A 25,023-nucleotide genomic window follows, 5' to 3' on the forward strand; every position below is an offset into this window, starting at 1 on the left:
AGCTGTGCACTTCTATGGATAGTGTTCCCGCTCCAAGCTATTCTAACACTTAAGCCCGCAGAGACTTAGCTTAAGCTTTACTTTCGATAATCAAAGTAACGGGTCCCCAATTGGTAAGAGAAACGTCCATCATCGCGCCAAACGTGCCGGTTTCCACAGCTAATCCACTTAATCGGAGCTGCTTATTAAAAGCATCATACAGCGTTTCCGCTTGTTCCGGACGAGCGGCGGCCATGAAATTCGGCCTCCTGCCATTGCGGCAATCGCCATATAACGTAAACTGCGATACGGACAGAATCGCACCGCCAACGTCTTTGACGGAGAGATTCATTTTGCCTTCCTCGTCTTCAAAGATGCGCAAACCTGCAATTTTCTCCGCCATCCAGCGGATATCGGATTCATTATCTTCATGGGTAATCCCCACAAGCAGCATGAGTCCCATCTCAATAGAACCGACTGTTTCCCCGTCTACGGCAACGGATGCCTGTTTACTACGCTGAACGACTACTTTCATAACGAACCTAACTCTCCCTGCTGAAACATGGTAATCGCTAATTTATTGCATAATCCGCTGCACGGAATAAATATCTTTCACTCGTTTAATACGCTCAACCACGGACTGTAAATGCTCAATGTTGCGAATCAGCACCGTCATATGGATCATGGCGAGCTTATTTTTGTCCGAGCGTCCGGAGACGGCAGAAATATTCGTTTTGCTCTCGGATACAGCCTGCAGCACTTCATTGAGCAATCCCGGACGATCATGACCGGTAATTTCAATATCCACGCTGTAATTCGCCTCAACGGACTGTTCCCAATCCACCTCGATAACGCGAGCAGCCTCTTCGCCATCTGCATTCGGACTCACATTCAGACAATCCAAGCGGTGAACCGATACGCCGCGTCCACGTGTAATATAACCAACAATCGCATCACCCGGCACCGGATTACAACAGCGAGCGAAACGGACAAGCAGATTGTCTACTCCTTTGACAGACACGCCATGCGTCGGACGAGTTTTGCGAAGCGAAGGGGAGGATTTCATCTCCTTCATTTCGTTCGTAAGCTCGATCTGATTCGCTTCCTCGGCTTCCTTACGCATTTTCTCCGTCAGCTTCGTAACGATCTGAGCTGCGGTAATCCCGCCAAATCCAACAGCAGACAACATATCGTCAATATCGTTAAAGGTGAATTTATAAGCCGCTTCCTGCAGCTGGGAATCCGACATAAAGCTCGATGCTTCAAGTCCCAGACGTTTGAGCTCGCGCTCAATATTGTCACGGCCTTTAACCACGTTCTCTTCGCGTCTTTCTTTCTTAAACCATTGCTTGATTTTGCTGCGCGCATGAGACGATTGGGCGATCTTGATCCAATCCTGGCTCGGGCCATACGAATGCTTGGAGGTCAAAATCTCAACGATATCGCCGGTCTTCAGCTTATAATCGAGCGGAACGATTCGTCCATTAACCTTAGAGCCGATGGTGCGATTGCCGACCTCGGTATGAATCCGATAGGCAAAATCAAGCGGCACCGCGCCGGCCGGAAGCTCGAACACTTCCCCTTTCGGCGTAAAAACAAATACGAGATCAGAGAAAAAGTCCATCTTAAGCGATTCGACAAATTCGGATGCATCGCTGGCTTCATGCTGAAGCTCAATGATTTCGCGGAATAATGTCATTTTCTCCTCGAACGAACCGCCAGGAACGACGCCGCCTTCTTTGTAAGCCCAGTGGGCAGCGATCCCGAACTCGGATGTGCGATGCATATCCCATGTGCGTATCTGAACTTCGGTCGGCTCACCGGTAGGACCGATGACCGTCGTATGAAGAGACTGGTACATGTTCGCCTTCGGCATAGCAATATAATCTTTGAAACGGCCAGGCATCGGCTTCCATAACGTATGAATGATACCGAGCGTTGCGTAGCAGTCTTTAATATTGTCAACGATGATCCGAATCGCCAGCAGGTCATAAATTTCGGTGAACTGCTTGCTGCGTGCGGTCATCTTCTTATAGATACTGTAGATATGTTTCGGACGACCGGAAATGTCGCCTTCGATCCCCATATCCTCGAGCTTCTCCGTGATCCGGGTAATGACATCTGCGATGTATTGCTCCCGCTCTGCACGTTTCTTCTTCATAAGGTTGGCGATGCGATAATATTGCTGCGGATTCAAATAACGAAGCGCAATATCTTCCATCTCCCACTTGATGGCCGAGATCCCGAGCCGGTGAGCGATCGGACAGAAAATTTCCAGCGTTTCGTATGCGATACGACGCTGCGCTTCTTCGGATTGATATTTCAGCGTCCGCATATTATGAAGTCGGTCCGCCAGCTTGATGAGGATAACGCGCATGTCCTGTGCCATCGCAACGAACATTTTACGGTAGTTCTCGTTTTGCTGCTCTTCCTTGGAGCGGAATTGAATCTTCTCCAGCTTCGTGAGTCCGTCAACAACGGCCGCACAAGCCTCACCGAAACGGGATCTGACCTCTTCAAGCGGGACAGTTGTATCTTCAACGACATCATGAAGGAGCGCAGCGATAATCGACAACACATCCATCTGCATGTTGACGAGAATTTCAGCTACGGCGACAGGGTGTAAAATATACGGCTCTCCCGATTTACGCACTTGCCCGTGATGGGCTTGATCGGCAAATTCGTATGCTTCCTTTATCCGTGTCAGATCTTGCTCCTTCATATAGGTCGATGCTTTGTCGAGTAACTGCTCTATGCCCATGAATGTCCCTTTCCGGAAAAGCACGCTGCCTCGCGTTTTGCTTCCCAACTCATTTAAAGTAATGAACCTAATCTGTATAATCGGATTCGCCCGAGTTTTCCTATTATTATGCCTGTTTTAAAGCCTTTCCGTCAACCTCTGGCTGTGCAGCCTTATAGGCAGGTATAGAGAACGCCGGACAGCAGAAGGATGAACCCTCCGTGTCCGGCGCCATGGTTGCTCGCAGCGATTAATACGTCATAAGCGAGAAAATGTCGATTCCGTCAAGCTTCTTACGTCCATCAAGGTAGCCCAGCTCGATTAGGAATGCCGCTCCGACCACTTCCCCGCCAAGCTGGCGAATAAGGTTCATCGACGTCGCGATCGTACCGCCGGTAGCAAGAAGATCGTCCGCGATAAGTACGCGTTGTCCCGGTTTGATCGCATCCTTGTGAATGGCCAGCTTATCATTGCCATACTCAAGATCGTAGCTTGCTTCTATAACTTCGGCTGGCAGTTTACCGCTCTTACGAATAGGGACAAAACCAGCTCCAAGCGTTACGGCAAGCGGAGCGCCGATAATAAAACCGCGCGCTTCCGGTCCGGCAACCAAATCGATTTGTTTGTCGGCAACGGCTTGACGAATGGCGTCAATCGCATGCGCGTAGACAGGACCATTGTTCGTCAGCGTTGTGATGTCTTTAAAGCGGATTCCCGGCTGTGGGTAGTCAGGGATTATGCGGATGTAGTCTTTGTAATTCATGAAATAACGACTCCTTCGTTTAGGTGTAATAATGAGTTCTGAACTTCCCTAATAATCCACTCGGTCAATACTTTGATTGGTGCGCTGATCATTTCGTTCAGTTCGGCAATACGCTGGGCTTCGCGGTACTCCGTCGAATGCGACAGCTCTCGCTTCACCGTAACAGGACTTAGCTTCACGAGTCCCTCTTCGATGTGTATAAACTGCAATTCGGTAAAAACCTTTAACATAAACGTAAGGGTCGATTCCGTTCCGTGCAGCTTAGATGCCAATTGTTTACTTATGCCCTCTTCATCCATCGGACATTCGCGGCGAAGCAGCTGATACAATTCCCCGAATTGCTCTCTTGTTGGAAAAGCAGGTTGCGCTCGGCTTGTATCGTAGTGAAGATGAACCGCTTCAAGCCCTTCGCAGGCTGCAAGCGCATAAGACAGTTTCTCAGCGGAATGCGGCCTGCCAAGCACGAATAAGTGGGAACAAGAAACCTTCTGCTGCTGTACAAATGTATCATAAGTCATGAATGTAGCATTCGGAACAGATTCCTGCGAAGATTGAGCGGTTTCCAGCCAGGCCTCACTTGGAACCAATACAACAGGCAATCGGTAATTGCCTGCTGCAAGCTGCTTGTTAAGTACAGGGATGGATTCACAGTTTGCAGCGGCGCGTTTATCGAAAACTTGAATATGCGGCACTCGTAAGTCGTTCACCATAAACTGCGCTTTTCGCTGGCCGTTCCACTCGTTCACCGAAAGCTCTCCGACCAGTTCAATGGCAGCGCCGTGAGAGAGATGCTCGGTCAGATGTCCGTTGCCAAAGCTGACTGCGTCGAGCATTTTACCTTGCCCGCTTATGGACAGCTTCAAATGCTTGCTCTCCTTCCCCATCGCTTTGCGATCGGCAAGCGTCACCCCTGTCAGCAGCAGCTTCGGTGCTTCATTGCCAATACCGAATGGTTCAAGGTGAGCGAGTTGTTCCCTAACACGCATAGTCGCATCTTCCATTTTGCAGGTCAGATCGATCAATGTCTTCGGAATCCAATCCTCTTCCGTCAACCAGCTGTCGGCAAGCCCGCTGAGCTGTGCTTCAAAGGCTTCAAGGTTATCCCGATGCAACGTCATGCCAGCCGCAGCTTGATGGCCCCCGTAATGATCCAGCAGTGCATCACATTCGGTTAATGCCGCATGCAGGTCATAACCTTCAATGGAACGAGCTGAGCCTTTACATTTGCCCGTTTCGCCGTCTATGCCGAGGATCAGTGTTGGTTTATAGTATTTCTCAATAAATTTCGATGCTACGATGCCGACAACGCCAACATTCCAGCCTTCACCTGCAAGTACGATAACCGACGGTTCCGGTACACCGGCTTCCAAGGCAACTTTACATTTGGCCGCCCACATGTCCAGCGCTTCCTGCACGATCGTCTCGACAATGAGCTGCCTTTGACGATTCAACACATCTAGGCTAATCGCACTTGCTGCTGCCGACTCATGATCAGTGGATACGAGCAGTGCCACGGCCTGCTGTGCATGCTCCAGTCTGCCAGCTGCATTGATGCGAGGCGCCATACCAAATGCCACATTCGACGACTGCAGAGATGCCAGGTCTATCCCCCCAACCTCGGCTAGTGCTCGGAAGCCTGGCTTGTCGGTTTGACGAAGCTGCTCCAGTCCCAGTCTGACCAGCACGCGATTCTCATCCGTAAGCGGCATAAGGTCGGCTATTGTGCCTAGTGCCACGACATCCGTCCATTCAATCGGGGGCTCATCCAGCAGCGCCTGAGCCAGCTTAAACGCGACCCCGACCCCAGCCAGTCCCTTGAAGGGATATTCACAATCCTCTTGTTTCGGATTAACGATCGCGTAAGCTTCCGGAAGCTGATGAGGCGGCTCATGGTGGTCGGTGACGATAATATCGATCCCAAGCTCGTTTGCATATGCAATTTCTTCGACCGCACTAATACCGGTATCGACGGTCACGATTAGTGTAATGCCGATATCGGCAGCGGCGCGAAGAGCCGCTTTATTGAGACCATACCCCTCCAACGTTCGGTGGGGGATATAATAATCGAAATTCAACTCTAGCCGCGTGAACAGATAGGTCATGAGCGTCGTAGACGACACGCCATCACAATCATAATCCCCATAAATTCTCACCCGTTCACCGTGCTGAACCGCAGTTCGAATACGAGCTACGGCTTCATTCATGCCCTTTAGCAGAAAAGGATCATGCAGACATTCGATGCCCCCGTTCAAAAACTGACGCGCAGATTCAACCCGGTCATAGCCGCGCTGAACCAGTAGTCTCGCGACAAGCGGTGAAAGGGACAAGCTGCGCGCTAAACCGGCTGCACGCGCCTCTCCCTCCAAATCAAACGAAGCGAGACTCCAGCGTGTTTTGGATTGCATCAATTGGCCTGACACCTCTTTTCTCAAAAAAAATCAACGCTGCTGCTATTGCAGTAGCGTCGGTAGTTGTTCCTGGCTTGGATCATGATTTGTTTTATACGGATAGCCCGGGTCATAAGGCTCGACATGAACCGTAACCTCTGTCATATGACTAAACCGTTTCATCAGAAAATATTTCACGCGCTTCGCGATCTCATTGCCTTCCAGCACCGAAATGCGCGGATTGACACTGATGACCACATCAGCAACCGCGTAGTGTCCATGCTCTCTGGCACGAAGTACTTCGACACCGATCACGCCTTCCATGCGAAGCACGACTGCCTTAAGCTCCGACATATCCGCTGGCTCAACTTCCAGGAATCGGCTGCGCATAACGGAAGCAGAAGCTACTCGGTAGCCGCTTGAGAAGACGATCACTACGATAATGAGCGAAGCTGCCGGATCCAAATAATACATGACAGGCATACCAAGCGGCTTGCCCAGCATCGCACCGCCGGTTCCGACAAGCGCCGCAAGAGAAGCGTATAAGTCTGCTCCCCGTTCCTTGATCGGGAAGCGAACTTCTTTCAGTATAAATGCTAGGAAAACGACGATTGCTGCAAGCCAGCCCGGTGCTTGATCAACACCGTCAGCGATGGATTTAATAGCAGAGATGCCAATCTCCAGACCTATAATCATGAGCAGTATGGATGCCAACACGCCGGTTGCAGCTTCCGTTCGTCCTCTGGCTGGCGGGACAGGGGCGTGTGGTGATCCCAGCTGTCTGCACCGGCGGACACCGGTTAACGAGACGAATGAAGCTGCTGCATCCGAAGCAGAACGACAAGCATCAGCCATCAATGCTTTGCTGCCTGACAGCATGCCGATTCCGCCTTTAATCACTGCTATACAGACGTTACCTATAAGTCCGGTCCATGCTGCAGACTCGGCTTTGACATAACGTTGGGTCGCTGTCATGGACGCCTCCTGTTCAAGCATGTACGCTTAAGTTTTGTGCAGGTGGATGAGCCGAGTTCGGCCACCCTCTCATTATCATACTACGATGCAGCCGAAGACTTGACTGCTGCTTTCGGTTTTTGTTTGTTTTTCAAAACAAGCCATAGCTGACTCGCAATAAAGATGGACGAGTAAGCTCCGCTGACAAGACCTAACAGTATAGCCAGCGAGAACAATCTGATGGATTCGCTTCCGAATATCAGCAAGCAAAGCGCAGCCACTACTACAGTCATAACCGTATTGATGGAACGCGTCAATGTTTGCCAAATACTTTCATTTACCAGTCTGGCGACATCCGCAGCGTTTTTGAGCTTGGCGAATCGCAAATTCTCGCGGATCCGGTCAAAAATAACGATCGTATCGTTGATCGAATAACCGATAATGGTCAGGATCGCCACGATGAATGGCAAATTAACTTCAAATTTGAAGATGGAGAACAAGCTAATGACGATGAAAGCATCATGCAGCAAAGCAACGATCGCCGCAATGGCAAAACGCCACTCAAACCGGATGCTCACATAGATGACAATACCGATACTGGCTACGAAGATAGCATACAGCGCATTCGTCTGAAGCTCTTTGGCAATTTCGACGTCAACGGTATTAACCTCCGCCGAAGCTTCCTTGTCAAACTTGTCGGTGAAGCCTTGTTTCAACGCCTTCTCCTTCTGATCGGTGAGCACTTCGTCGAAACGCACGGTGATACGGCTTTCGCCTACCGTTAGGGTAGGGCTGCCAAAGCCATTGTCTGTCAAATACTTCTCGATTTCATCCTTCTGTCCGGTCAAATCTTTCTTCACGGCAATATCGACGTTCGAACCTGCACGGAAATCAACGCCATAGTTGAGGCCGTGAATGCCCAGCGTAATAATACCAAGCACCGTAATGATGATTGAGAAAATAAAGAAGTATCGAGCATTCTTAACGAAGTCGAACTTACGATTCGAAACCTCTGCAAATCCACTAAAGCGCACGTACTTCACTCTCCTTGACTCCGAAGTAGGATTTCTTCTTCACGATACCGCTGCGGATAATCAAAGTAAGGAGCAAGCGCGAGAAGAAAACGTTCGTCAATACACTAATGATGATGCTCAGAAGCAGGATCACAGCAAAGCCTTTAACAGAACCTACTCCGATAAAGAACAATACTAGCGCTGCAATTGTAGTCGTAACATGCGCATCGATAATCGTGCGGAAGGAATTCCTGGAGCCTGCCTTCTGCGACGACAGAATGCTCTTGCCGCTGCGCATTTCTTCTTTGATCCGCTCTGCCATGATGATATTGGCGTCAACCGCCATCCCGATTCCGAGAATAAAGGCCGCAATACCCGGCAAGGTGAGCGTCGCATCAATCAAGTTGAAGCCAAGCAGCAGCAACCAGATGTATACGATGATACAGAAGCTTGCAATAAGGCCCGGCAAACGATAAAACACCATCATGAAGAGCAAAATCAGCACTGTACCGATAGCACCGGCAAAGATCGTCTCTTTCAGGGACAATTTACCTAGCGTAGCACCGACACTTTGTGTGTATTTCTCGGTCAGCTTAAGCGGCAACGCACCTAAGTTGATTGTATTTTTAAGGTCATTCGCTTCTTCACGCGTGTAGTTACCCGTAATAACCGCCTCGTTGCTGTTAATTTCGGCCGCAACGTTTGGCGCTGACAGCTGTGTGTCGTCCAAATAAATGGCCAGCTGGTTGTTTGGGTTCAGCTTAGCAATTTCACGTGTTATTTCAGCGAACTGACTTGCGCTTTTAAGCTTAATCGCAATCTCATAAGCATTCAGGTTCGTTTGATGAACAGATGCTCCGTTTTGCTTAAAGTCGCTGCCGTGGAGCTCGACTTTACAATATCCTTTATCAGCTGCGCAGCCGCGCGCACTGCGGAAGGTCAGTTCTGCAGGCTTCTTGAGGATGTCTCTTACTTTGGCCTCGTCAGATACCCCGGCAATTTTGACGCGGATCCGATTGCTGCCCTCCGTCGTTACTTCCGGCTCTGCTACACCTGTTGCATTGGCACGTGCTTCAAGGCTCTTAGCCGTCTCGATCAGAGACTCCTTCGTCACGTTCCCGCCTGCCTCAATGGGCTGAGCTTCATACAGGATTTCAAATCCGCCTTTCAAATCAAGTCCTAGTTTCACGTCGTTGAAAAGCCAAGAGCTTGTTCCCGCTACTACGCCGGCAGATAGCACGACGATGAGTACGAATGCTAACAGACGATTCATAATACCCTCAGTTCCCCCTTAAATTCTCTTGTGTCAACATTCCTATTATAGCGATGCCTGAAAAACGAGTCAAAAAAAAGAGCCCACTCATCAAAAATGGGTCCCTTTATAGGCACTTACCGTCAAAAAGTTCATAAATTTTGTCACTTTCAGCGACAAAATATCGTTGACGACCTGATGCATGGCCGGTTCGCCAGTTTTGGTATACCGGTCCTTCACGCACAGCCAAATATCATTGCCCGTTACATGCTCATAGCCGATTAATCGGAATTCATCCGCTTTGCTATCACATAAATGTTCTTTGGTCGCGATCCATTCTTCGTTCGTTAATGGTATTAGTTCGCCAGTCATACTCACGACCTCCTCACGTTACTATGCCCTTTATCCTATATTCATTCGCTGCCATCTCTCCACATTCCTGCTTCTCGCATCGTCATTTGAAAAAATGACATGGATTCGGACATGCTGCGCATAAGCATAAGGATAGAACAGGACAGGTCTTGCAGGAAATGGGAAGCGAATGATAGGGATCGAATGTAAAGGGAGAGGAATCGACTGTGACCAAGCAATCTTTTATTAAAGGCGCTCTAATTCTGCTGCTTGCAGGTATTGTGAATCGCATCCTTGCCTTTGTACCGCGTATTGCGCTTCCCCGCATTATCGGTGCTGAGGGAGTAGGTTTGTACCAGCTTGGTTACCCGTTTCTGATTGTCTTGCTCACCTTGATTACCGGCGGAATTCCGCTGGCAGTTGCCAAATGGATTGCAGAGGCCGAATCCAAAGGTGATTCTAAGCGGGTCAAACAGATCTTCCGTTCGGCGATGGCGCTTACTGTGCTGCTGTCACTCCTGCTTACCGGCTTATTTATTTGGCTGACGCCATGGATCACGACGCGACTGATGACAGATCCGCGTGTCTATCAAACCTTCCTCATGATGAGCCCGCTTCTGCTCATTATTGGTATCTCTTCGGTGTATCGGGGCTATTTTCAAGGGAAGCAAAACATGATACCCACTGCACTTTCCCAAACGCTCGAAACGGTGATTCGCATCGTATTCGCCCTGTTATTCGCGAAGTGGCTGCTGCCATATGGACTAGCATGGGGAGCGGCAGGTGCGATGCTCGGCGTGGTGGTCGGTGAAATCGGAGGTCTTGTTGTTCTGCTGTGGCAATATGGGTCAGACCGAAAACGAGTGAAACTTGCTATTCTCAGTGAGAAAGCTGCATCTGTACCTGCATCACTTGATCTTGAGCCGGCTGTAATAAAACCACAATTCCATATTCCATTTCATAGACGGCGTGTTCCGGTGATGCGCCGATTAATCAGTCTGTCCGTACCGGTAACGGCAAGTCGAATGATCGGTTCATTATCTTACCTGCTCGAATCCATTCTGACCGCACGTGCTTTAATCGCTGCAGGAATTGCGATCGGAGCAGCAACCTCTCAATATGGCGCTCTGCAAGGAATGATCATCCCTATCCTGCTGCTGCCAACGGCACTCACTTACTCACTTGCCGTTTCACTTGTTCCTTCTCTCTCCGAAGCTGCCGCCAAAGGTGACCGCGCGACGATCCATAAACGACTGCATCAATCGATGCGCCTTTCCCTCGTAACGGGCGCTCCTTTCGTTGTGGTGATGATCCTGTTCGCAGAGCCGCTATGCCGCATCCTCTATAATCATGTTGAGATCGCACCTATGCTGCAATGGATCGCCCCAGTCGGCTTATTTATTTATTTACAGGCTCCGCTTCAAGCAGCTTTGCAGGCGCTTGATAAGCCGACCACTGCTCTGATGAACACATTTATCGGCGCTGTTGTAAAGCTGGTCCTCATCGTTGAGCTCGCCTCTGACCCGTCACTTGGGATATACGGAGCGATAATTGCCATCAATGTCAATATCGTTCTCGTGACGGTGCTGCACTGGATCGCAGTTGTTCGCTCTATAGGTTTCAGTATGGACGTACTGGACTTCCTTAAAGTCGGCGCAGCGATGTTTATTATGGGAGCTGCCTCATTATGGGTGATGAATCTGCAAGCACTACCCGCATTGTGGCATAACTTGTTTATAGCCTGTACGGCGGGCATTATCGTCTATCTCATCCTCATGGTGATGATGCGCATTTTAGACCGCTATGACGCAGAGCGCATCCCTTATTTCGGCAGATGGTTCAAACCATAACAAAACACCGGCTTGTAACAAGCCGATGTCGGTCGCTTACTTATGTGGACCTCTCCCTCGCCTTGCGTCGAGAAAGATTTTGCCCCGGTGATCAATCGTGCACAAGAAAACCTGCTTCGCATCTGTAACACCGCGCTGACGCAGCTGATTATTCAACCAGAATCGGTCTTTTCCTAGCTGCTCCAAATTCGTTTTCTGTATCTCACCATCCATAATGAGCGGCACGGGAAGCGTCTCGAAGCGATAATTTTTTGGAAACGGCTTTGGAAAATGTGAATTTTGTCCTTGTCCTTGCCCCTGCCCTTGTCCATGCTCACTCGATGATCCTGGATGGTGGTGCTGAAGCCGATCCTTTTGAATGATGGAAAGTTTTCCTGTCGTCTCCAAAATGGCAAACTCGACATCGGCGATATTCGTTTTATTTTCCCGAAACTGCAGCATCAGGTCATCTAAATTATATCGCTGCTTGCGCATCGCTTCACGATTTAGCTTGCCATGTTCCACGAGTACAACCGGCTCACCATCGAACAAAACGCGCAGTTTACGGCTTTTCAGCGAAATAACGGCAATGACAATCTGAATGATAAGCAGAAATACCATTGGCAAAATGCCGTCCAATAGCGGGCGATGAATATCTTCAATAACGAAAACTGCAATCTCGGCAATCATGACGGAAATGACGAGATCAAATACGGACAGCTTGCCGATCTCCCTCTTACCCATAAGCCGCATAATGAGAAACACGATAAAGTAGATGAGAAGCGTCCTGAACATCAGTGTCAAGTATTCCACTTGAGCCGCCCTCCTTGGATGTAGTGCGAGGCAGCTGCATCCCCGCATTCGCATCTGGCTGATTTATCGCTGCCAGCTGTAGTTGTTTCATGCCAGCACAAAGTACAACTATTGTCACCTGATGCAAAGTCCATCATACGAAGGATGATGTTCGAATATTTGGTAATCAAGCGGAGTACCTGCTGCCGCTGGGCTACTTGTACTATTCTGATCAGCTTGACCATATCTTGTAATAATCGTGAACAAGAGCGTAAATAATTGGAGGGATAGCGATATGAAACCGATCAATGCCATGAAGAATGTTCCTAAAGTGCACATGGCTTCACCGATGCTCGCAGGCATTTTGTATGCATCCATTTGGCTTGCATTAGGGGCAATTCTGCTCTCGACTATGCTAAGGTGGGGGAGCATGCAGGAGAACCAGCTGCCGCTTTACAGTTTGATTGTACATGGCTGTGCCTCACTTGCAGGCGGTTTCGTCTCCGGCAGAAGATCCGGGATGCGCGGGTGGTATTATGGCGGTATGCTCGGCATCGCCTACGGCTTGTTGATTCTGCTTGTCAGCTTTCTTTCCACGAACACCGGCATCAGCGGCAGAACGTTTACCATGCTGGTTGAAACCCTGCTTTGCGGCGCATTTGGCGGTATGATCGGCGTCAATACGAAACGGTCCTGACAGCTTGTACCGTTTGTGAACACTTTTGGAAATGGTCTCAATTAGGTATAGATTGTGATATACTAGATCGAGCTGAAATTACGAAGGTGCTTTAGGAGGAAAGAACGTATCATGACTTTGTTTGACAACATGACGACGGTCGCGATCTATTCGGCCATTACGGTGACGCTTCTGATCTGGTATGGAGCTGCAACGAACCCGTTCAAGGTTGGCGGATTGTTTCTCAGAGAGATGGCACTAAACCGCAAATATTTGCTGCATTTCGGCGCTTTAATGCTGATCTTGTTTATCAACAAGCTGGAGATGCGGATCGAACATCATATGACGTATACTTATGATTTCGCAACATTCTTCCAATCCATTGAAGGAAACTTCGTCGCTAATCTTCAACATATGTTTGAGAATCGTTATTTGACTGTTTTTCTTGCTTTCATGTACGTGGTCGTTTTCCAAGCGATGCTCATTGCATCCATCGGAATTTACTCGAAACGCAGCAAAAACAAACGAATGTTCTATGCTTTGTGTTACGCGATTATGATTAACTATTTAGTCGCGATTCCATTCTACTTGTTTCTTCCGGTCAGTGAAGTCTGGTACCATGATCCAAATAACGTTTCGTTTCTGATGCTGAACGTATTCCCTGATTTCGAGAACCAATACCGCGCCTTATCTGGGCTTGATAATTGCTTCCCGAGTCTGCATACGTCGATATCAGTGACGCTTGCGATATTGGCCGTTCGCTCGGGGATTAAACGATGGGCATGGTTCTGCTGTATCTGTGCCGTAATCATTATCTTCGCAATATTCTATCTGGGTATCCACTGGCTTATCGATATGTGCGGTGGTCTGGTACTTGCTACATTCGCTTCCACGATGGGCATGCGACTAAGCGCGATGAACCTGTCTCTCCGTCGTGGTCGTCGCAACGGTGCCGTTACAACTGCTGCCGCTGCTAAGATTACTTATCTGCGTGAGGATGCGAAATAACAAATAGAGACCGCCGGTTGCTTGTAAACTGGCGGTCTCTTCTTCTTTATTGATAAATTAGCGGCCTGACCTCGTCGATCAAATGCTGGAGCTGTTTGGAGCAGGCAGCATATTTCTGCTTCTCGGTTTCGTCTGCAGTCAGCAGCCCGTACATCTCCATATCCGCTTCGCACTTCTTCAATGCAGCGAGCAGCGTAGCTTGATGCTGGCTCTTCGGCTGTTTAACTTTATCATCGTACAAATCAATTGTCAGCGTTCCGAAATCATCAATTTGGGCCAGAAACACATCCTGGGTGCGAAGATCCGATTTCTTGAGCTCTTTGACCAGCCACGCCTCGTTAAATCCTCTTACTTGGAGTGGATCCACCAGCACGACTCCATCCATAATTACCGCGATCGGCTCTCGTTCAGGTGTTACTTTAATGCCGAGCTGCTTAGGGGTTAATGGCAAATTCTCGGTCTTTAAGAGCACATTGATTGCCCCGCTCGCCTCCATGATCGCGAATTCTACGTCCGCCGCTTTGAACACATCTTTCATTCGCAGCTGCTGCATCAGCTCATCGGTTGTCAGGCGCTCTTTCTTCAAGTTCTTCTCTAGTATTTTGCCCTTCTGAATCAATACGGTCGGGGTCCCATCAATCCAATTTCGGACTCTCTTGCTCTTTAATTGAAGCATCTCTATGCCAAGCGACACCGCTACCCAGACTCCTAAGGACAAAAAACCCAAGTACCATTTCTCATCGGTATCCAGCGAAATATACCCTGCCAAGTTGCCTATAGTGATGCCTGTAATATATTCAAATACGGACAGCTCCGTAACCTGACGTTTCCCAAGCAGCTTCGTCAACAAGAGCAAGAAGACGACTGCCATTAACGTCCGCCACGTGATTTCCATCCAATTACCCACTGTTCTCCACCTCCATCGGCGCCTGGCACGTACGTTCATTATGTGCGCAAATGCTGGAAAATATGAGCCAATCTTCACTCATATCGTTTATAGCTCATAAAAAGAAGCCGGAACGATTAGGACTCTTAGTCCTCTCTCGTTCCGGCTTCTCTCACTAGTAGCTGGATTAAGCTTTGATATTCTCTGCTTGATCTTCTTTCTTCTCTAATGACGGCGCAGCCGGAGCTGCTGAAACTGCCGCACTGCTCGTTGTAATCGTGTTAATCGCGCTGCGGTCAAATGTAATCTTCGTCGCGTCATTGACACGAAGGACAACAACGTCATCCGAGATTTCCATAATTGTTCCGTGCATACCGCCGATTGTTACGATTTTATCGCCTTTCTTCAGCGAGCCAAGCATCGAGTTGCGCTGCTTCGATTTACGCTGCTGCGGACGAATCAGAAGGAAATAAAATACCGCAAACATGAGTACAAACGGGAGTAAAGATGCTGCTGATCCCATAATAGTTCACCCCTTTCCTTAAAATCCTTTATCGTTCTCGTACAGGCCGTACTTATTGAAGAAGTCATCACGGAAATCAAGTAATCTGTCTTCCATGATCGCTTGTCTTACGCCCCGCATCATTTCTAGAAGGAAGTGCAGATTGTGAATCGTAGTCAATCGAATACCGAACGTCTCGTCTGCCTTGATCAGGTGTCGCAAGTACGCACGGGAGTAATTCGTACAGGTGTAACAGCTGCATTCCGGGTCCAGCGGACCGAAGTCTTCCGTGAACTTGGCATTGCGGATGACTAATCGACCCGAGCTTGTCATCGTTGTACCGTTACGTGCAATTCGAGTAGGCAATACACAATCGAACATATCGATTCCGCGGATGGAGCCTTCAAGCAGTGCATCAGGTGACCCTACACCCATTAAGTAACGCGGTTTGTTAGAAGGCAGCAGTGGAACCGTACAATCAAGCACATTGTACATGAGATTCTTCGGTTCTCCGACGCTTAATCCTCCAATAGCATACCCCGGGAAATCCATGGAAGTCAACTCAGCCGCGCTCTGACGGCGCAAATCTTCATACATGCCGCCTTGTACAATCGCGAACAATCCTTGGTCATGGGGACGAGCATGAGCAGCCAAGCAGCGCTCTGCCCAGCGAGTTGTACGCTCCAGCGATTTCTTCACATAGTCGTACTCGGCCGGGAATGGTGCACATTCATCGAATGCCATCATAATGTCGGAGCCGAGTGCATTTTGGATTTCCATCGCCACCTCCGGTGACAAGAACAGCTTGTCGCCGCTGAGATGACTGCGGAATTCTACACCTTCTTCTTTGATTTTACGCATGTTGCTTAAGCTGAAAACTTGAAATCCGCCGCTGTCCGTCAGAATCGGGCGATCCCAATTCATGAATTTATGCAGGCCGCCAGCTTTGCGAACAATTTCATGTCCCGGCCGGATAAACAGATGGTAGGTATTGCTCAGAATAATATGAGCATCCATCGTCTTCAGCTCTTCCGGGCTCATTGTCTTTACTGTAGCTTGTGTGCCTACCGGCATGAAAGCAGGTGTTTCAATTATTCCGTGAGGCGTATGTACGCGTCCAAGGCGCGCTCCTGATTGCTTGCAAGTCTTAATTAACTCATATGTGATTGCCACTCGTGCACTTCCTCTTTCTGTCCTAGTAAATAAACATCGCGTCTCCGAAGCTGAAGAACCGATATTCCTTTTCAATCGCTTCCCTGTACGCATTCATAACTGCTGACCGTCCAGCTAATGCACTGACGAGCATCACCAGCGTAGACTTCGGCAGGTGAAAATTCGTTAATAACGCATTAACCAGCTTAAACTCATAGCCTGGGAAAATAAAAATGTCTGTCCAGCCGCTGCAAGCCTGTATACTCTCATACGTAAACCGAGCCGCAACGGTTTCAAGCGTTCTTGCAGAAGTTGTGCCTACGGCAACAATTCTACCTCCTCGTTCTTTCGCAGAACGAAGCATTGCTGCTGTTTCTTCGCTTAATTCGTAATATTCCGTGTGCATCGTATGCTCTTCGATCGTATCAACCGACATTGGTCGGAATGTGCCAAGACCGACATGCAGCGTAATATAACCGATATGAACGCCTTTAGCCTTCAACTGATCGAGAAACGGTCTTGTAAAATGCAGCCCGGCCGTAGGAGCCGCAGCTGATCCTTCATGCTTGGCATATACGGTTTGATAGCGCTCGCGATCGCCAAGACGCTCTTTAATATAAGGCGGCAATGGCATTTCTCCGAGTCGATCCAGCAGTTCAGGGAAGATGCCTTCATAATGAAATTCGATCTCGCGACCGCCCATTTCACCTTCCCCTACCACAGTGGCTCGCAGAAGCGGCTGACCGGTACCATCGTCACCGAAAGAGAGCTGTGCGCCAACCTTTAACCGCTTGCCCGGCTTCGCCAGCGTATCCCATCGGTCACCTTCGAGCTGTTTGAGCAGCAGCAGCTCGACCTTTGCGCCTGTATCGGATTTAATCCCCATCAATCTTGCTGGCATCACACGAGTGTCGTTTAGGATTAACGTATCCCCCGGCTGAAGCAGCTCTGCCAGCTTCGTAAACGTATGATGCTCCACTGCACCAGACTCGCGATTAAGCGTTAGCAGCCGCGAGGATGTGCGGTCTGCAAGCGGCGTCTGCGCAATTAAATGTTCCGGTAATTCAAAGTCAAACTCATTCACATTCATCGACTAGTTCTCATTCCTTAACGATCGTCACGTCTTTGTAATAGTATTGCATAATATATTTGTAGTCATACCCAAGCTCTGCCAATCCTCGTGCTCCATACTGGGACAAGCCTACGCCATGTCCATTGCCGGAACCGACAAAGCGGAAAGCAGGATCTTTGGTTGCAGCTCGCACTTCTCCGTCACCATTCAAGATGAAGACATTGCGATCTTTGAGTTCCTTTGCAGCCCCATCTCCTCCGATGAGATACATCGTACCGTTATCGGACAAAGACGGTCGTTCTCTTACAACATGATCGCCGCCTGCAATTGTCATTCTGGCTGTTTCATCAATCTTGAACAATGTGCTAGGCAAGCCACCGAATGCGGACCGAAAAATATCCGGATATTTGACCTGCAGCTTCTGTCCGTTTACAAGCAGCTCTGTCGGACGCCCGGAAGGACCGGTTTGGCTGATTTCCAGCGTCGCGATCTTGCCGTTGATCGGCTTCTGCAGCTTGCCATTGGTGAAGGCCAGCAGCTCTGCGGCAGTATAGGTTCCTCTTACCCATGACATCTCGTTGGATTGCGGCACTTTCTCCAACTGGACAACCATTGTTCCGCGGTTCGCCGAATCCACAATAGGGACGTTATCTTGAATAAGAGGTATTGGACGCAGCTTAGCTCCGTCGGTATTCACTCGCAGAAGAGGTTGTCCGACCTTTGATTTCTGATCGGTAACCTCAAGCAAATCCTCGCGCATATAGCCGACGGATCCATTCGAAAGCGCGATTCGGTACCACTGGTAGAGTCCTTTCTCCGAAGAAGAATCCGGACTTTCCGCACTCTTCAAGTAATTGATGCTATTGCCCCATATCTCGCTCGAATCAGCAGTTACGCCGCCTGCGCTGGATGAGAAAACAGTCTCGATTACTTTACCGTTATACATCGCCACTTCACCGTTTGTCGCATCAACCGCTGCGATCGTGGACGGCTTCTCTGAACCGATGCCTCCATAAGCTTGACTGAGCGTAGTGTCTACCACATGGGCGACCTGAAAGCCGAAACCTTGATAGATCGCGTAAGTACGTGCGGCAACCGCCTGCGACTTCAACGCTTCCGCCGGCCAGGATGCCGGCATCTCCGCGCCGACTACTGCATAGAGATACTGCTCGAACGGCAATTCATTAATAACTGCTAGCTTGTTGTTTAAACCACTTACCTCAAACTGTCCGCGATAGCTCCGGTTATATCGTTCCATCAGCTTGATACCCGTAGGCGCGGCTGTCGAAAGCCACAACTTCGCACCAGTGGTTGGCAATGAATAGAGCGACACAGGCGGTTTTGAAGCGGAATCAACCGTCGTATAATCGTCCCGGATGATTAAATACGCAGAAGCCGCATCTGTCTGCTGAAGCGTCAAGGCACCGTTCACCTTCTGTGCCTGAGCTTTGACTTGACCGAGCGCCGTCTGATCACTTTCTGAGCCGACTACAACCGTATAAATCCCGGCATCCATTCCCGTCTGCTTCATGGCAGCATATGCCTCCACTCCGCTTGCGCCGAGTGCTTGTGCCGCTCTCACAGCTTCGTCTTTGGAAGCGTAGACCATGCCGGTATCCAAATGGAGCGGACCAATCAAGTCAGCTTTACTTGATTTACCCGCATAACCAGCCAGTGTTGCATCCTTCAACCAGCGGTCTCCGGCGGCCTTCGCTTTTGCAGCAGTTGAATAAGAACCTTCCTCTACTTGATAAACCTTACCGCGATTGTCGTTCGCCGCTGTCATGAAACCCGCTGCTCCCATTGCCTTGAGCCGTTTAAATGCGGCTAATGCCGTCATATAATCGGTCGTCTCGAGTAGCAGCGGCTTGTAGTCGTCGAGAGTGAATCTGATCGTTTCGCCGTTTGTACCTTGAAACAACGGGACAACGCCGGATGGCTGCCGAAGGCCTACTTGGAGTGCACCAGCCGAACTGAAGGTGGCTGCGGCTGTATCGAGCTTATACTTGCTTGTATTCAGGAAGATGGCTACACGAATATTATCTAGTGTAGGAACAGCCGCACCACTAGTTGGTACAGACGTCCAAACCGAGAGACCTATAACTCCAGTCAACAGCAACGTAATTGTTCGCATCGTCTTCGGCAGCCTTGATCGCTTCACTGCCGGCTCTATGGATTCGTTCGCATGAACGACGTTTATGCCTTTCATCGGCAAAACATCCATTCCCCCTCGCCATTAATCTTTTTTGGGCAGCGCACAGACTCCTTCATGACAGCTGTCATCGGTTCGACCGAACCAGTCATAACGTTTCGCCGCGATAACTCGGTATATTCCGTCTGCCGCGATTCTGAGACCAGGCACACGGTACAACCATGCCAGCCATCGGAGTCCTTTAACTGTGCGCATAATTCGAATGACGCCTGCCGCTCCCGCGTGCAGCGTCCCATCCGCTTCCACGACATGCATCTTGGACAGCAATGTATCCGTACTCAGCGATGCCAGACTGGGAATTGTCTCGTAGGTTTCGTCTAACGACTGAACCGGAATAAATCGCAGCACGGCAGTCGATTGCAGCTCCTTTAACTTACGAACACTGCCTAGACATAAGTTGCAGGTGCCATCATACAAGACAATAAGCTTCTCGCGTTTGCTCTCATCCGTACTGCGTTCCTTCTTGGCCATTATACGGAGCTACCTCCCTCACCATTATCGGCGTCAGCACCGGGCTGCTGTGGCACAGGAAGCCCCAAATGCCTGTAGGCAAGCGGCGTAACCATACGACCGCGCGGTGTGCGCTGAAGGAATCCAATCTGCATCAAATAAGGCTCATAGACATCTTCAATCGTTTGACTTTCTTCTCCGATCGTTGCCGCAATCGTATCGAGGCCGACCGGACCGCCGCGATAAATGGAAATCATTGCACGAAGCATCTTGTGATCGATATTGTCCAGACCGAGCGGATCCACTTGAATGAGACCAAGTGCCGACTGTGCTAGTTCATGGGTAACAATACCGTCGTTTCGTACCTGCGCGAAATCACGAACCCGCTTCAGCAATCGGTTCGCGATCCGAGGCGTCCCACGGGAGCGCATCGCAATCTCTTGCGCCGCTTCTCCAATAACGCTGACGCCGAGAATTTCGGCTGCCCGCGACACGATGAATTCGAGCTCATCCACCGAGTAGAACTCCAGCCGGCTCACTACACCGAAACGGTCGCGCAGCGGCGCGGACAATAGACCCGCTCGCGTCGTAGCGCCGATCAGCGTAAACGGCGGCAGCTCCAACCGCACCGAGCGCGCACTTGGCCCTTTGCCGATCATAATATCGAGTGCAAAGTCCTCCATTGCCGGATAAAGCACTTCCTCCACTGTCCGATGCAGACGGTGGATTTCATCAATAAACAAAACATCGCCTTCCTGCAAATTCGTCAGAAGCGCAGCCAGATCGCCTGGCCTCTCTATCGCAGGACCGCTCGTAGTTCGTAAATTAACACCAAGCTCGTTGGCGATGATATTCGATAACGTCGTTTTGCCAAGTCCCGGAGGACCATAGAGCAAGACATGATCCAGCGCTTCTTTGCGCAGTTTTGCCGCCTCAATGAATACTTTCAGATTCTCTTTCACTTGAGTTTGACCGATATATTCAGCCAAATAGCGAGGGCGCAAACTCAGCTCCACCGCTTGATCTTCCATCATGAGGTTGGCGGAAATAATCCGATCGTCCATTCACGCTTACCCCTCTCTGCTAGCCTTTAAACAATTGCTGCAGCGCCCGTTTCATCAGTGCATCCACTGATTCATCGGCTGCCGCATGATCCTTCATGCCCTGCCATGCGCGGTCCAGCTCAGCTGTCGTATAGCCGAGCGTCGTAAGTGCTTCACGCGCTTCCTTCCAATTCGGATTGCCGCCGAACAACGTTCCGCTGTCGGCGCCATCGTCAAGCACAATGCCCGCCGCTGCGAAGCTAAAGCCTCCTGGGATGGCATCGAGCTTATCCTTCAAATCAAGAACCATCCGCTGCGCCGTCTTCTTGCCAATGCCGGGCAGCTTGGTCAGAAACGTCAAATTCTCCTGCTGAATGGCAGCGGCGATCGTTTCCGGCTTGCCGCCTGCCAGAATCCCTAGAGCAACTCGTGGTCCAATGCCTGACACTTCAAGCAGCTTGCGGAACATCGCCTGTTCCTCACGGGATGCGAAGCCGAAGAGCAGCGTAGCATCTTCCCGTACATGATGATGCGTATAAATCGTCACAGCTTCATCGCTCTTAGCAAAAGCGTACGGGTTTGGCGTAAAAACCCGGTAGCCGATATCTCGTACATCTACCACAACAAACTCTGTATCCAAATGGACGACGCGTCCTCGCACATAATCGATCATTTCCGGTTCACCCCGTTAATTTTATCTATCAGAACGGAAGAATGGGCGTGGCAAATGGCCACCGCAAGCGCATCCGCTACGTCATCCGGCTTTGGTATAGCGCTCAGCTTCAGGAACATGCGCACCATCTCCTGCACTTGTCGCTTCTCCGCTTTGCCGTATCCGACAACCGCCTGCTTCACCTGCAAAGGCGTATATTCCGTCACAGGCAGTCCACGCTGGGCCGCTGCCAATATCATAACACCGCGTGCCTGACCGACAGAGAATGCCGTCGTCACGTTCTTATTGAAAAACAGCTTCTCTACGGCGACGGTATCCGGTTTATAGCGATCCATCAACGCACAAGTAGATTCGTAGACCTGCTTGAGCCGCTCTTCTTGCGGTGTATGAGCTTCGGTTTGAATACAGCCGTATTGGACGGGAACCAGCTTACTCCCGATCTTGTCAATGAAACCAAATCCAACGATTGCAATCCCTGGATCAATCCCTAATACACGCAAGCCTCTTCTCTCCTCATGCCAAAAAATAGTATGGACAAAAATTGGCTTCCATCTATTATAGCAAATGATAGGCACGATGAGAACACGCGTTTTGTCTTTCAGGGAGGCTCCTATAGCAACATAAAAGACGAACGCTGCGTGCGTCCGTCTTTCAACTGTTCATCCTATTGAGCTGGAATTTGGCGGCTAGAAGTCTCGTTTCATTACTTTCTCCGTGCGATCAATCGCATAATCGCTGAATGTAGATAACACACTGTTGTACTCATCCTTGTCCGTAATCCGAATCCCATTCACGAGCTCATCGATTCGTTCCTTCGGCAAGCTGCTCTCCATATAGTTAACATCCAGTTGAAAAAAAGTCCGCAGCACTTTTTCTTTCTTCGGTGAGCCATCGAATAACGTCAAGTTGCCTGCCTTATCCATGCTGATATAGCCGTTTCGTTTGCAGGATTCCGACAAATCATCGATACGCTGCTCCATAACGACTGCAGCCTCCGCATCCGCATCCAGCACTGCCGTCCAATCCGAATGCTCCTTAAGTAAACTGAGCGCTTCTGTCGATGTCATCTGTCCAAGTGAGCTCATCTCCTCACCGCATAAGAAAATACGATGCAGCTTGACGGTCACCTGCTCTGAAGGTGAAGCCAGCACTTCGATTACACTTCGTGTTGCTGCTCCGGCGGTAGGGTTCTCCTGTTTCATTGCTTGCACAGAACTTACGCTTGTAAGCGAGAGTAAGGTCGCAGCAAGCAGACAGCCTAATTGCCACATAGGTCGTCGATTCCGCAGCAGTCTCTTTTTTAGTTTCTTCCAGAGGCTGAATTCCATCATCGGGAACTCCCCTTTTTACCTTTTTTGTTAGTCTCTCACCTCTGCTGGAGAATTATGCACATTTTGTTCGGCCAAATCCACAAAAATAACCCCGGCATCATCGCTGCATGTATCCATGCATGCCATGACTGCCGGGGTTATTTCGTTATATCGCTTAGCGATTAATCCACGGTAAACTTCCGCGGCGTTTAGGCTTCACGGTGCGCGTTTGGCGAACGACAACTTTCTTGGTTGTTTTACGCGGAGTGGCCGATTTGCTCGGGGATGCTAGCAGAGCATCCTCTTCTTCGAACTGCTCAACTTCATCCTCACGTTTCTCATGGCAGCCGCAGTTGCAATTCTTCTTGCCTGTTGAAGCTCCTGCTACGACAGGCGCCATTTGACCGCCGCCCATGTAGCCGTAGCCGCCTTGTGGTCCCATATTAGCCGGGGATACCATCGATGGATCATAGTAGCCGTAGCCGCCTTGCGGTCCCATATCAGCAGGGGATACCATCGATGGATCGTAGTAACCATAGCCGCCTTGTGGTCCCATATTGGCTGGGGATACCATCGATGGATCATGGTAACCATAGCCGCCTTGCGGTCCCATATTAGCTGGAGACACCATCGACGGATCATGGTAACCATAGCCGCCTTGCGGTCCCATATTGGCTGGAGACACCATCGACGGATCGTGGTAACCATAGCCGCCTTGCGGTCCCATATTAGCTGGAGACACCATCGACGGATCATGGTAACCATAGCCGCCTTGCGGTCCCATCTCAGCAGGGGATACGCCCTGTGGACCCCAACCGTAGCTTGGTGCGCCCCATGGCAATGTTACAGGCGGACACCATTCCATATCTTCTGCAGGACTGACTGCCGATGGATAGCCATAACCACCTTGCGGACCCATCTCAGCAGGTGATACAGCAGATGGATAACCATAGCCGCCTCCCATCGATGCAGGGGATACCGCTGATGGATATCCATAGCCGCCTCCCATCGATGCCGGAGATACCGCTGTCGGATACCCGTAGCCGCCTCCCATCGATACCGGAGACACTGCTGTCGGCTGCCCATAGCCGCCACCCATCGATGCCGGAGATACCGCTGTCGGCTGCCCATAGCCGCCCCCCATCGATGCCGGAGATACCGCTTCTGGCATTTTCGGCATATCATAAAGCGACATGACCTCAGTAGCCGGAACGCCGTATTGTTTGAATAAATCAACATGCTGCTCATAGGAATTGTAAACCGGATATTTCTTCTCTGCTGCAGGCATCACTTCAGGCATCGGCATCGGCGTTGGAACCGGCTCCGGCAGAGGCATCGGTGTCGGTGCTACTTGCTCCGGTACCGGCATTGGCGTCGGAACCGGCATTGTGCTCGGCTTTTGACCTGTCGGCTTCTTACCAATGAACGAAGGTGCAGTCGACATTTTGCCCATCAAGCCTTGAACACCTTGCATCACCGATGATGGATGGAGCGGATGATGACCCGATCCTGCATTTTCTTGACCACTTTGCATATGAACCTCTTGCATATGATGTGATGAGCCTGGCTTAGGTATATTTACGACTTCGCCTGTCAGCAGCACGTTTGGATTTTTCAGCTGCGGATTGGCTTTAATCATATCACTGAGCGGGATCCCCCATGCTTTGGAAAGCTTCCACAATGTATCACCTTGCTGGACCACATGCTGGTGCATGACGTCCATATTTCCCGAATGAGAAGCCGGCACTTTGATCTTCATTCCGATGTCAATCATGTCCGGATTGGTGATATTGGGGTTCAGTTTAATGATTTCTTCCTGCGAAACATTATACTTCTGGGCAATGAGGTATAGTGTATCGCCTTTTTTGACAATATGAATTTTCACCCGTCAAAAACCTCCTGTCACGTTTGTACGCCTTTGGGCAGACGTGGTAAACGCCCGTTATCAATCCCTACATCCTATGCATGAGATGGGCGAG

At 49.9% G+C, this 25,023-nt stretch carries 23 protein-coding genes; 3 read left to right on the forward strand and 20 right to left on the reverse strand.

Annotated elements, in window-relative coordinates; all coding sequences use genetic code 11:
• Nucleotides 1-70: 70 nt before the first annotated feature.
• The 8 genes from dtd to AC506A_RS09490 all read right to left on the reverse strand — a co-directional run bounded on the left by dtd (nucleotide 71) and on the right by AC506A_RS09490 (nucleotide 9,460).
• Complete coding sequence (dtd, locus tag AC506A_RS09455) at nucleotides 71-514, reverse strand: D-aminoacyl-tRNA deacylase (RefSeq protein ID WP_495460676.1); 444 nt, start codon at nucleotides 512-514, stop codon at nucleotides 71-73.
• A gap of 42 nt (nucleotides 515-556) precedes the next feature.
• Nucleotides 557-2,740, reverse strand: coding sequence for a RelA/SpoT family protein (locus tag AC506A_RS09460; protein ID WP_495460677.1), 2,184 nt, complete (start codon nucleotides 2,738-2,740; stop codon nucleotides 557-559).
• A 229-nt stretch (nucleotides 2,741-2,969) separates the two neighbouring features.
• On the reverse strand, nucleotides 2,970-3,482 hold the full coding sequence (locus tag AC506A_RS09465; protein ID WP_495460678.1) for an adenine phosphoribosyltransferase: 513 nt from the start codon (nucleotides 3,480-3,482) through the stop codon (nucleotides 2,970-2,972).
• Nucleotides 3,479-5,887, reverse strand: coding sequence for a single-stranded-DNA-specific exonuclease RecJ (gene recJ / locus AC506A_RS09470; protein WP_495460679.1), 2,409 nt, complete (start codon nucleotides 5,885-5,887; stop codon nucleotides 3,479-3,481). Before recJ ends, AC506A_RS09465 begins: the two co-directional genes overlap by 4 nt.
• 45 nt (nucleotides 5,888-5,932) lie before the next feature.
• Nucleotides 5,933-6,844 (reverse strand): cation diffusion facilitator family transporter, encoded by a 912-nt coding sequence (locus tag AC506A_RS09475; protein WP_495460680.1) that lies wholly within the window; start codon nucleotides 6,842-6,844, stop codon nucleotides 5,933-5,935.
• An 80-nt stretch (nucleotides 6,845-6,924) separates the two neighbouring features.
• Nucleotides 6,925-7,857: a protein translocase subunit SecF gene (secF, locus tag AC506A_RS09480; RefSeq protein WP_495460681.1), complete on the reverse strand. Its 933-nt coding sequence runs from the start codon at nucleotides 7,855-7,857 to the stop codon at nucleotides 6,925-6,927.
• A complete protein-coding gene (secD, locus tag AC506A_RS09485) occupies nucleotides 7,847-9,109 on the reverse strand; it encodes a protein translocase subunit SecD (RefSeq protein ID WP_495460682.1) in 1,263 nt (420 codons plus the stop codon). The genes secF and secD overlap by 11 nt, the downstream gene beginning before the upstream one ends.
• Before the next feature lie 90 nt (nucleotides 9,110-9,199).
• Nucleotides 9,200-9,460, reverse strand: coding sequence for a post-transcriptional regulator (locus AC506A_RS09490; RefSeq protein WP_495460683.1), 261 nt, complete (start codon nucleotides 9,458-9,460; stop codon nucleotides 9,200-9,202).
• A 206-nt stretch (nucleotides 9,461-9,666) separates the two neighbouring features.
• On the opposite strand from AC506A_RS09490, the gene AC506A_RS09495 reads away from it, so the two are divergent.
• Nucleotides 9,667-11,289: a putative polysaccharide biosynthesis protein gene (locus AC506A_RS09495; protein ID WP_495460684.1), complete on the forward strand. Its 1,623-nt coding sequence runs from the start codon at nucleotides 9,667-9,669 to the stop codon at nucleotides 11,287-11,289.
• Between the two features lie 36 nt (nucleotides 11,290-11,325).
• On the opposite strand, the gene AC506A_RS09500 is transcribed toward AC506A_RS09495, so the two are convergent.
• Entirely contained in the window at nucleotides 11,326-12,063 is a 738-nt protein-coding gene (locus AC506A_RS09500; protein ID WP_495461010.1) for a YetF domain-containing protein, read from the reverse strand.
• Between the two features lie 292 nt (nucleotides 12,064-12,355).
• Between AC506A_RS09500 and AC506A_RS09505 the strand changes: the two genes are divergently transcribed.
• Both AC506A_RS09505 and AC506A_RS09510 read left to right on the forward strand, forming a co-directional pair.
• Nucleotides 12,356-12,757, forward strand: coding sequence for a TIGR04086 family membrane protein (locus tag AC506A_RS09505; protein ID WP_495460685.1), 402 nt, complete (start codon nucleotides 12,356-12,358; stop codon nucleotides 12,755-12,757).
• Nucleotides 12,758-12,868: 111 nt separating this feature from the next.
• Complete coding sequence (locus tag AC506A_RS09510; RefSeq protein ID WP_495460686.1) at nucleotides 12,869-13,744, forward strand: phosphatase PAP2 family protein; 876 nt, start codon at nucleotides 12,869-12,871, stop codon at nucleotides 13,742-13,744.
• A 46-nt stretch (nucleotides 13,745-13,790) separates the two neighbouring features.
• Here AC506A_RS09510 and AC506A_RS09515 read toward each other — a convergent pair whose 3' ends face one another.
• The 11 genes from AC506A_RS09515 to AC506A_RS09565 form a co-directional block, all read right to left on the reverse strand.
• Complete coding sequence (locus tag AC506A_RS09515; RefSeq protein ID WP_495460687.1) at nucleotides 13,791-14,651, reverse strand: DUF421 domain-containing protein; 861 nt, start codon at nucleotides 14,649-14,651, stop codon at nucleotides 13,791-13,793.
• A 166-nt stretch (nucleotides 14,652-14,817) separates the two neighbouring features.
• The gene (gene yajC / locus AC506A_RS09520; RefSeq protein ID WP_495460688.1) at nucleotides 14,818-15,153 is read right to left on the reverse strand and encodes a preprotein translocase subunit YajC; all 336 of its coding nucleotides are present in this window, start codon (nucleotides 15,151-15,153) and stop codon (nucleotides 14,818-14,820) included.
• Between the two features lie 18 nt (nucleotides 15,154-15,171).
• Nucleotides 15,172-16,305, reverse strand: a complete 1,134-nt coding sequence (tgt, locus tag AC506A_RS09525; RefSeq protein WP_495460689.1) for a tRNA guanosine(34) transglycosylase Tgt — start codon at nucleotides 16,303-16,305, stop codon at nucleotides 15,172-15,174.
• Nucleotides 16,306-16,327: 22 nt separating this feature from the next.
• Complete coding sequence (gene queA / locus AC506A_RS09530; protein ID WP_495460690.1) at nucleotides 16,328-17,374, reverse strand: tRNA preQ1(34) S-adenosylmethionine ribosyltransferase-isomerase QueA; 1,047 nt, start codon at nucleotides 17,372-17,374, stop codon at nucleotides 16,328-16,330.
• A gap of 10 nt (nucleotides 17,375-17,384) precedes the next feature.
• Complete coding sequence (locus AC506A_RS09535; RefSeq protein WP_495461011.1) at nucleotides 17,385-19,565, reverse strand: SpoIID/LytB domain-containing protein; 2,181 nt, start codon at nucleotides 19,563-19,565, stop codon at nucleotides 17,385-17,387.
• Between the two features lie 27 nt (nucleotides 19,566-19,592).
• Nucleotides 19,593-20,039, reverse strand: coding sequence for a thiol-disulfide oxidoreductase DCC family protein (locus AC506A_RS09540; RefSeq protein WP_495460691.1), 447 nt, complete (start codon nucleotides 20,037-20,039; stop codon nucleotides 19,593-19,595).
• Nucleotides 20,039-21,082 (reverse strand): Holliday junction branch migration DNA helicase RuvB, encoded by a 1,044-nt coding sequence (gene ruvB / locus AC506A_RS09545; RefSeq protein WP_495460692.1) that lies wholly within the window; start codon nucleotides 21,080-21,082, stop codon nucleotides 20,039-20,041. The genes AC506A_RS09540 and ruvB overlap by 1 nt, the downstream gene beginning before the upstream one ends.
• A gap of 19 nt (nucleotides 21,083-21,101) precedes the next feature.
• Nucleotides 21,102-21,734, reverse strand: coding sequence for a Holliday junction branch migration protein RuvA (gene ruvA / locus AC506A_RS09550; RefSeq protein WP_495460693.1), 633 nt, complete (start codon nucleotides 21,732-21,734; stop codon nucleotides 21,102-21,104).
• Nucleotides 21,731-22,234 carry a crossover junction endodeoxyribonuclease RuvC gene (ruvC, locus tag AC506A_RS09555; protein WP_495460694.1) on the reverse strand — a complete coding sequence of 168 codons (504 nt, stop codon included), beginning with the start codon at nucleotides 22,232-22,234 and terminating at the stop codon, nucleotides 21,731-21,733. The genes ruvA and ruvC overlap by 4 nt, the downstream gene beginning before the upstream one ends.
• 186 nt (nucleotides 22,235-22,420) lie before the next feature.
• Nucleotides 22,421-23,065: a BofC C-terminal domain-containing protein gene (locus AC506A_RS09560; RefSeq protein WP_495460695.1), complete on the reverse strand. Its 645-nt coding sequence runs from the start codon at nucleotides 23,063-23,065 to the stop codon at nucleotides 22,421-22,423.
• 154 nt (nucleotides 23,066-23,219) lie between these two features.
• Entirely contained in the window at nucleotides 23,220-24,929 is a 1,710-nt protein-coding gene (locus AC506A_RS09565; RefSeq protein WP_495460696.1) for a LysM peptidoglycan-binding domain-containing protein, read from the reverse strand.
• Between the last annotated feature and the right edge of the window lie 94 nt (nucleotides 24,930-25,023).

The organism is Paenibacillus sp. N22P23 (assembly GCF_059383735.1).

Bases quoted from the DNA above. Each gene is read 5' to 3' on its own strand.
- dtd (WP_495460676.1), bottom strand. From the start codon at position 514: ATGAAAGTAGTCGTTCAGCGTAGTAAACAGGCATCCGTTGCCGTAGAC.
- AC506A_RS09460 (WP_495460677.1), bottom strand. From the start codon at position 2,740: ATGGGCATAGAGCAGTTACTCGACAAAGCATCGACCTATATGAAGGAG.
- AC506A_RS09465 (WP_495460678.1), bottom strand. From the start codon at position 3,482: ATGAATTACAAAGACTACATCCGCATAATCCCTGACTACCCACAGCCG.
- recJ (WP_495460679.1), bottom strand. From the start codon at position 5,887: ATGCAATCCAAAACACGCTGGAGTCTCGCTTCGTTTGATTTGGAGGGA.
- AC506A_RS09475 (WP_495460680.1), bottom strand. From the start codon at position 6,844: ATGACAGCGACCCAACGTTATGTCAAAGCCGAGTCTGCAGCATGGACC.
- secD (WP_495460682.1), bottom strand. From the start codon at position 9,109: ATGAATCGTCTGTTAGCATTCGTACTCATCGTCGTGCTATCTGCCGGC.
- AC506A_RS09490 (WP_495460683.1), bottom strand. From the start codon at position 9,460: ATGACTGGCGAACTAATACCATTAACGAACGAAGAATGGATCGCGACC.
- AC506A_RS09500 (WP_495461010.1), bottom strand. From the start codon at position 12,063: ATGTTCAGGACGCTTCTCATCTACTTTATCGTGTTTCTCATTATGCGG.
- AC506A_RS09505 (WP_495460685.1), top strand. From the start codon at position 12,356: ATGAAACCGATCAATGCCATGAAGAATGTTCCTAAAGTGCACATGGCT.
- AC506A_RS09510 (WP_495460686.1), top strand. From the start codon at position 12,869: ATGACTTTGTTTGACAACATGACGACGGTCGCGATCTATTCGGCCATT.
- yajC (WP_495460688.1), bottom strand. From the start codon at position 15,153: ATGGGATCAGCAGCATCTTTACTCCCGTTTGTACTCATGTTTGCGGTA.
- queA (WP_495460690.1), bottom strand. From the start codon at position 17,374: ATGAATGTGAATGAGTTTGACTTTGAATTACCGGAACATTTAATTGCG.
- AC506A_RS09535 (WP_495461011.1), bottom strand. From the start codon at position 19,565: ATGAAAGGCATAAACGTCGTTCATGCGAACGAATCCATAGAGCCGGCA.
- AC506A_RS09540 (WP_495460691.1), bottom strand. From the start codon at position 20,039: ATGGCCAAGAAGGAACGCAGTACGGATGAGAGCAAACGCGAGAAGCTT.
- ruvB (WP_495460692.1), bottom strand. From the start codon at position 21,082: ATGGACGATCGGATTATTTCCGCCAACCTCATGATGGAAGATCAAGCG.
- ruvA (WP_495460693.1), bottom strand. From the start codon at position 21,734: ATGATCGATTATGTGCGAGGACGCGTCGTCCATTTGGATACAGAGTTT.
- AC506A_RS09560 (WP_495460695.1), bottom strand. From the start codon at position 23,065: ATGATGGAATTCAGCCTCTGGAAGAAACTAAAAAAGAGACTGCTGCGG.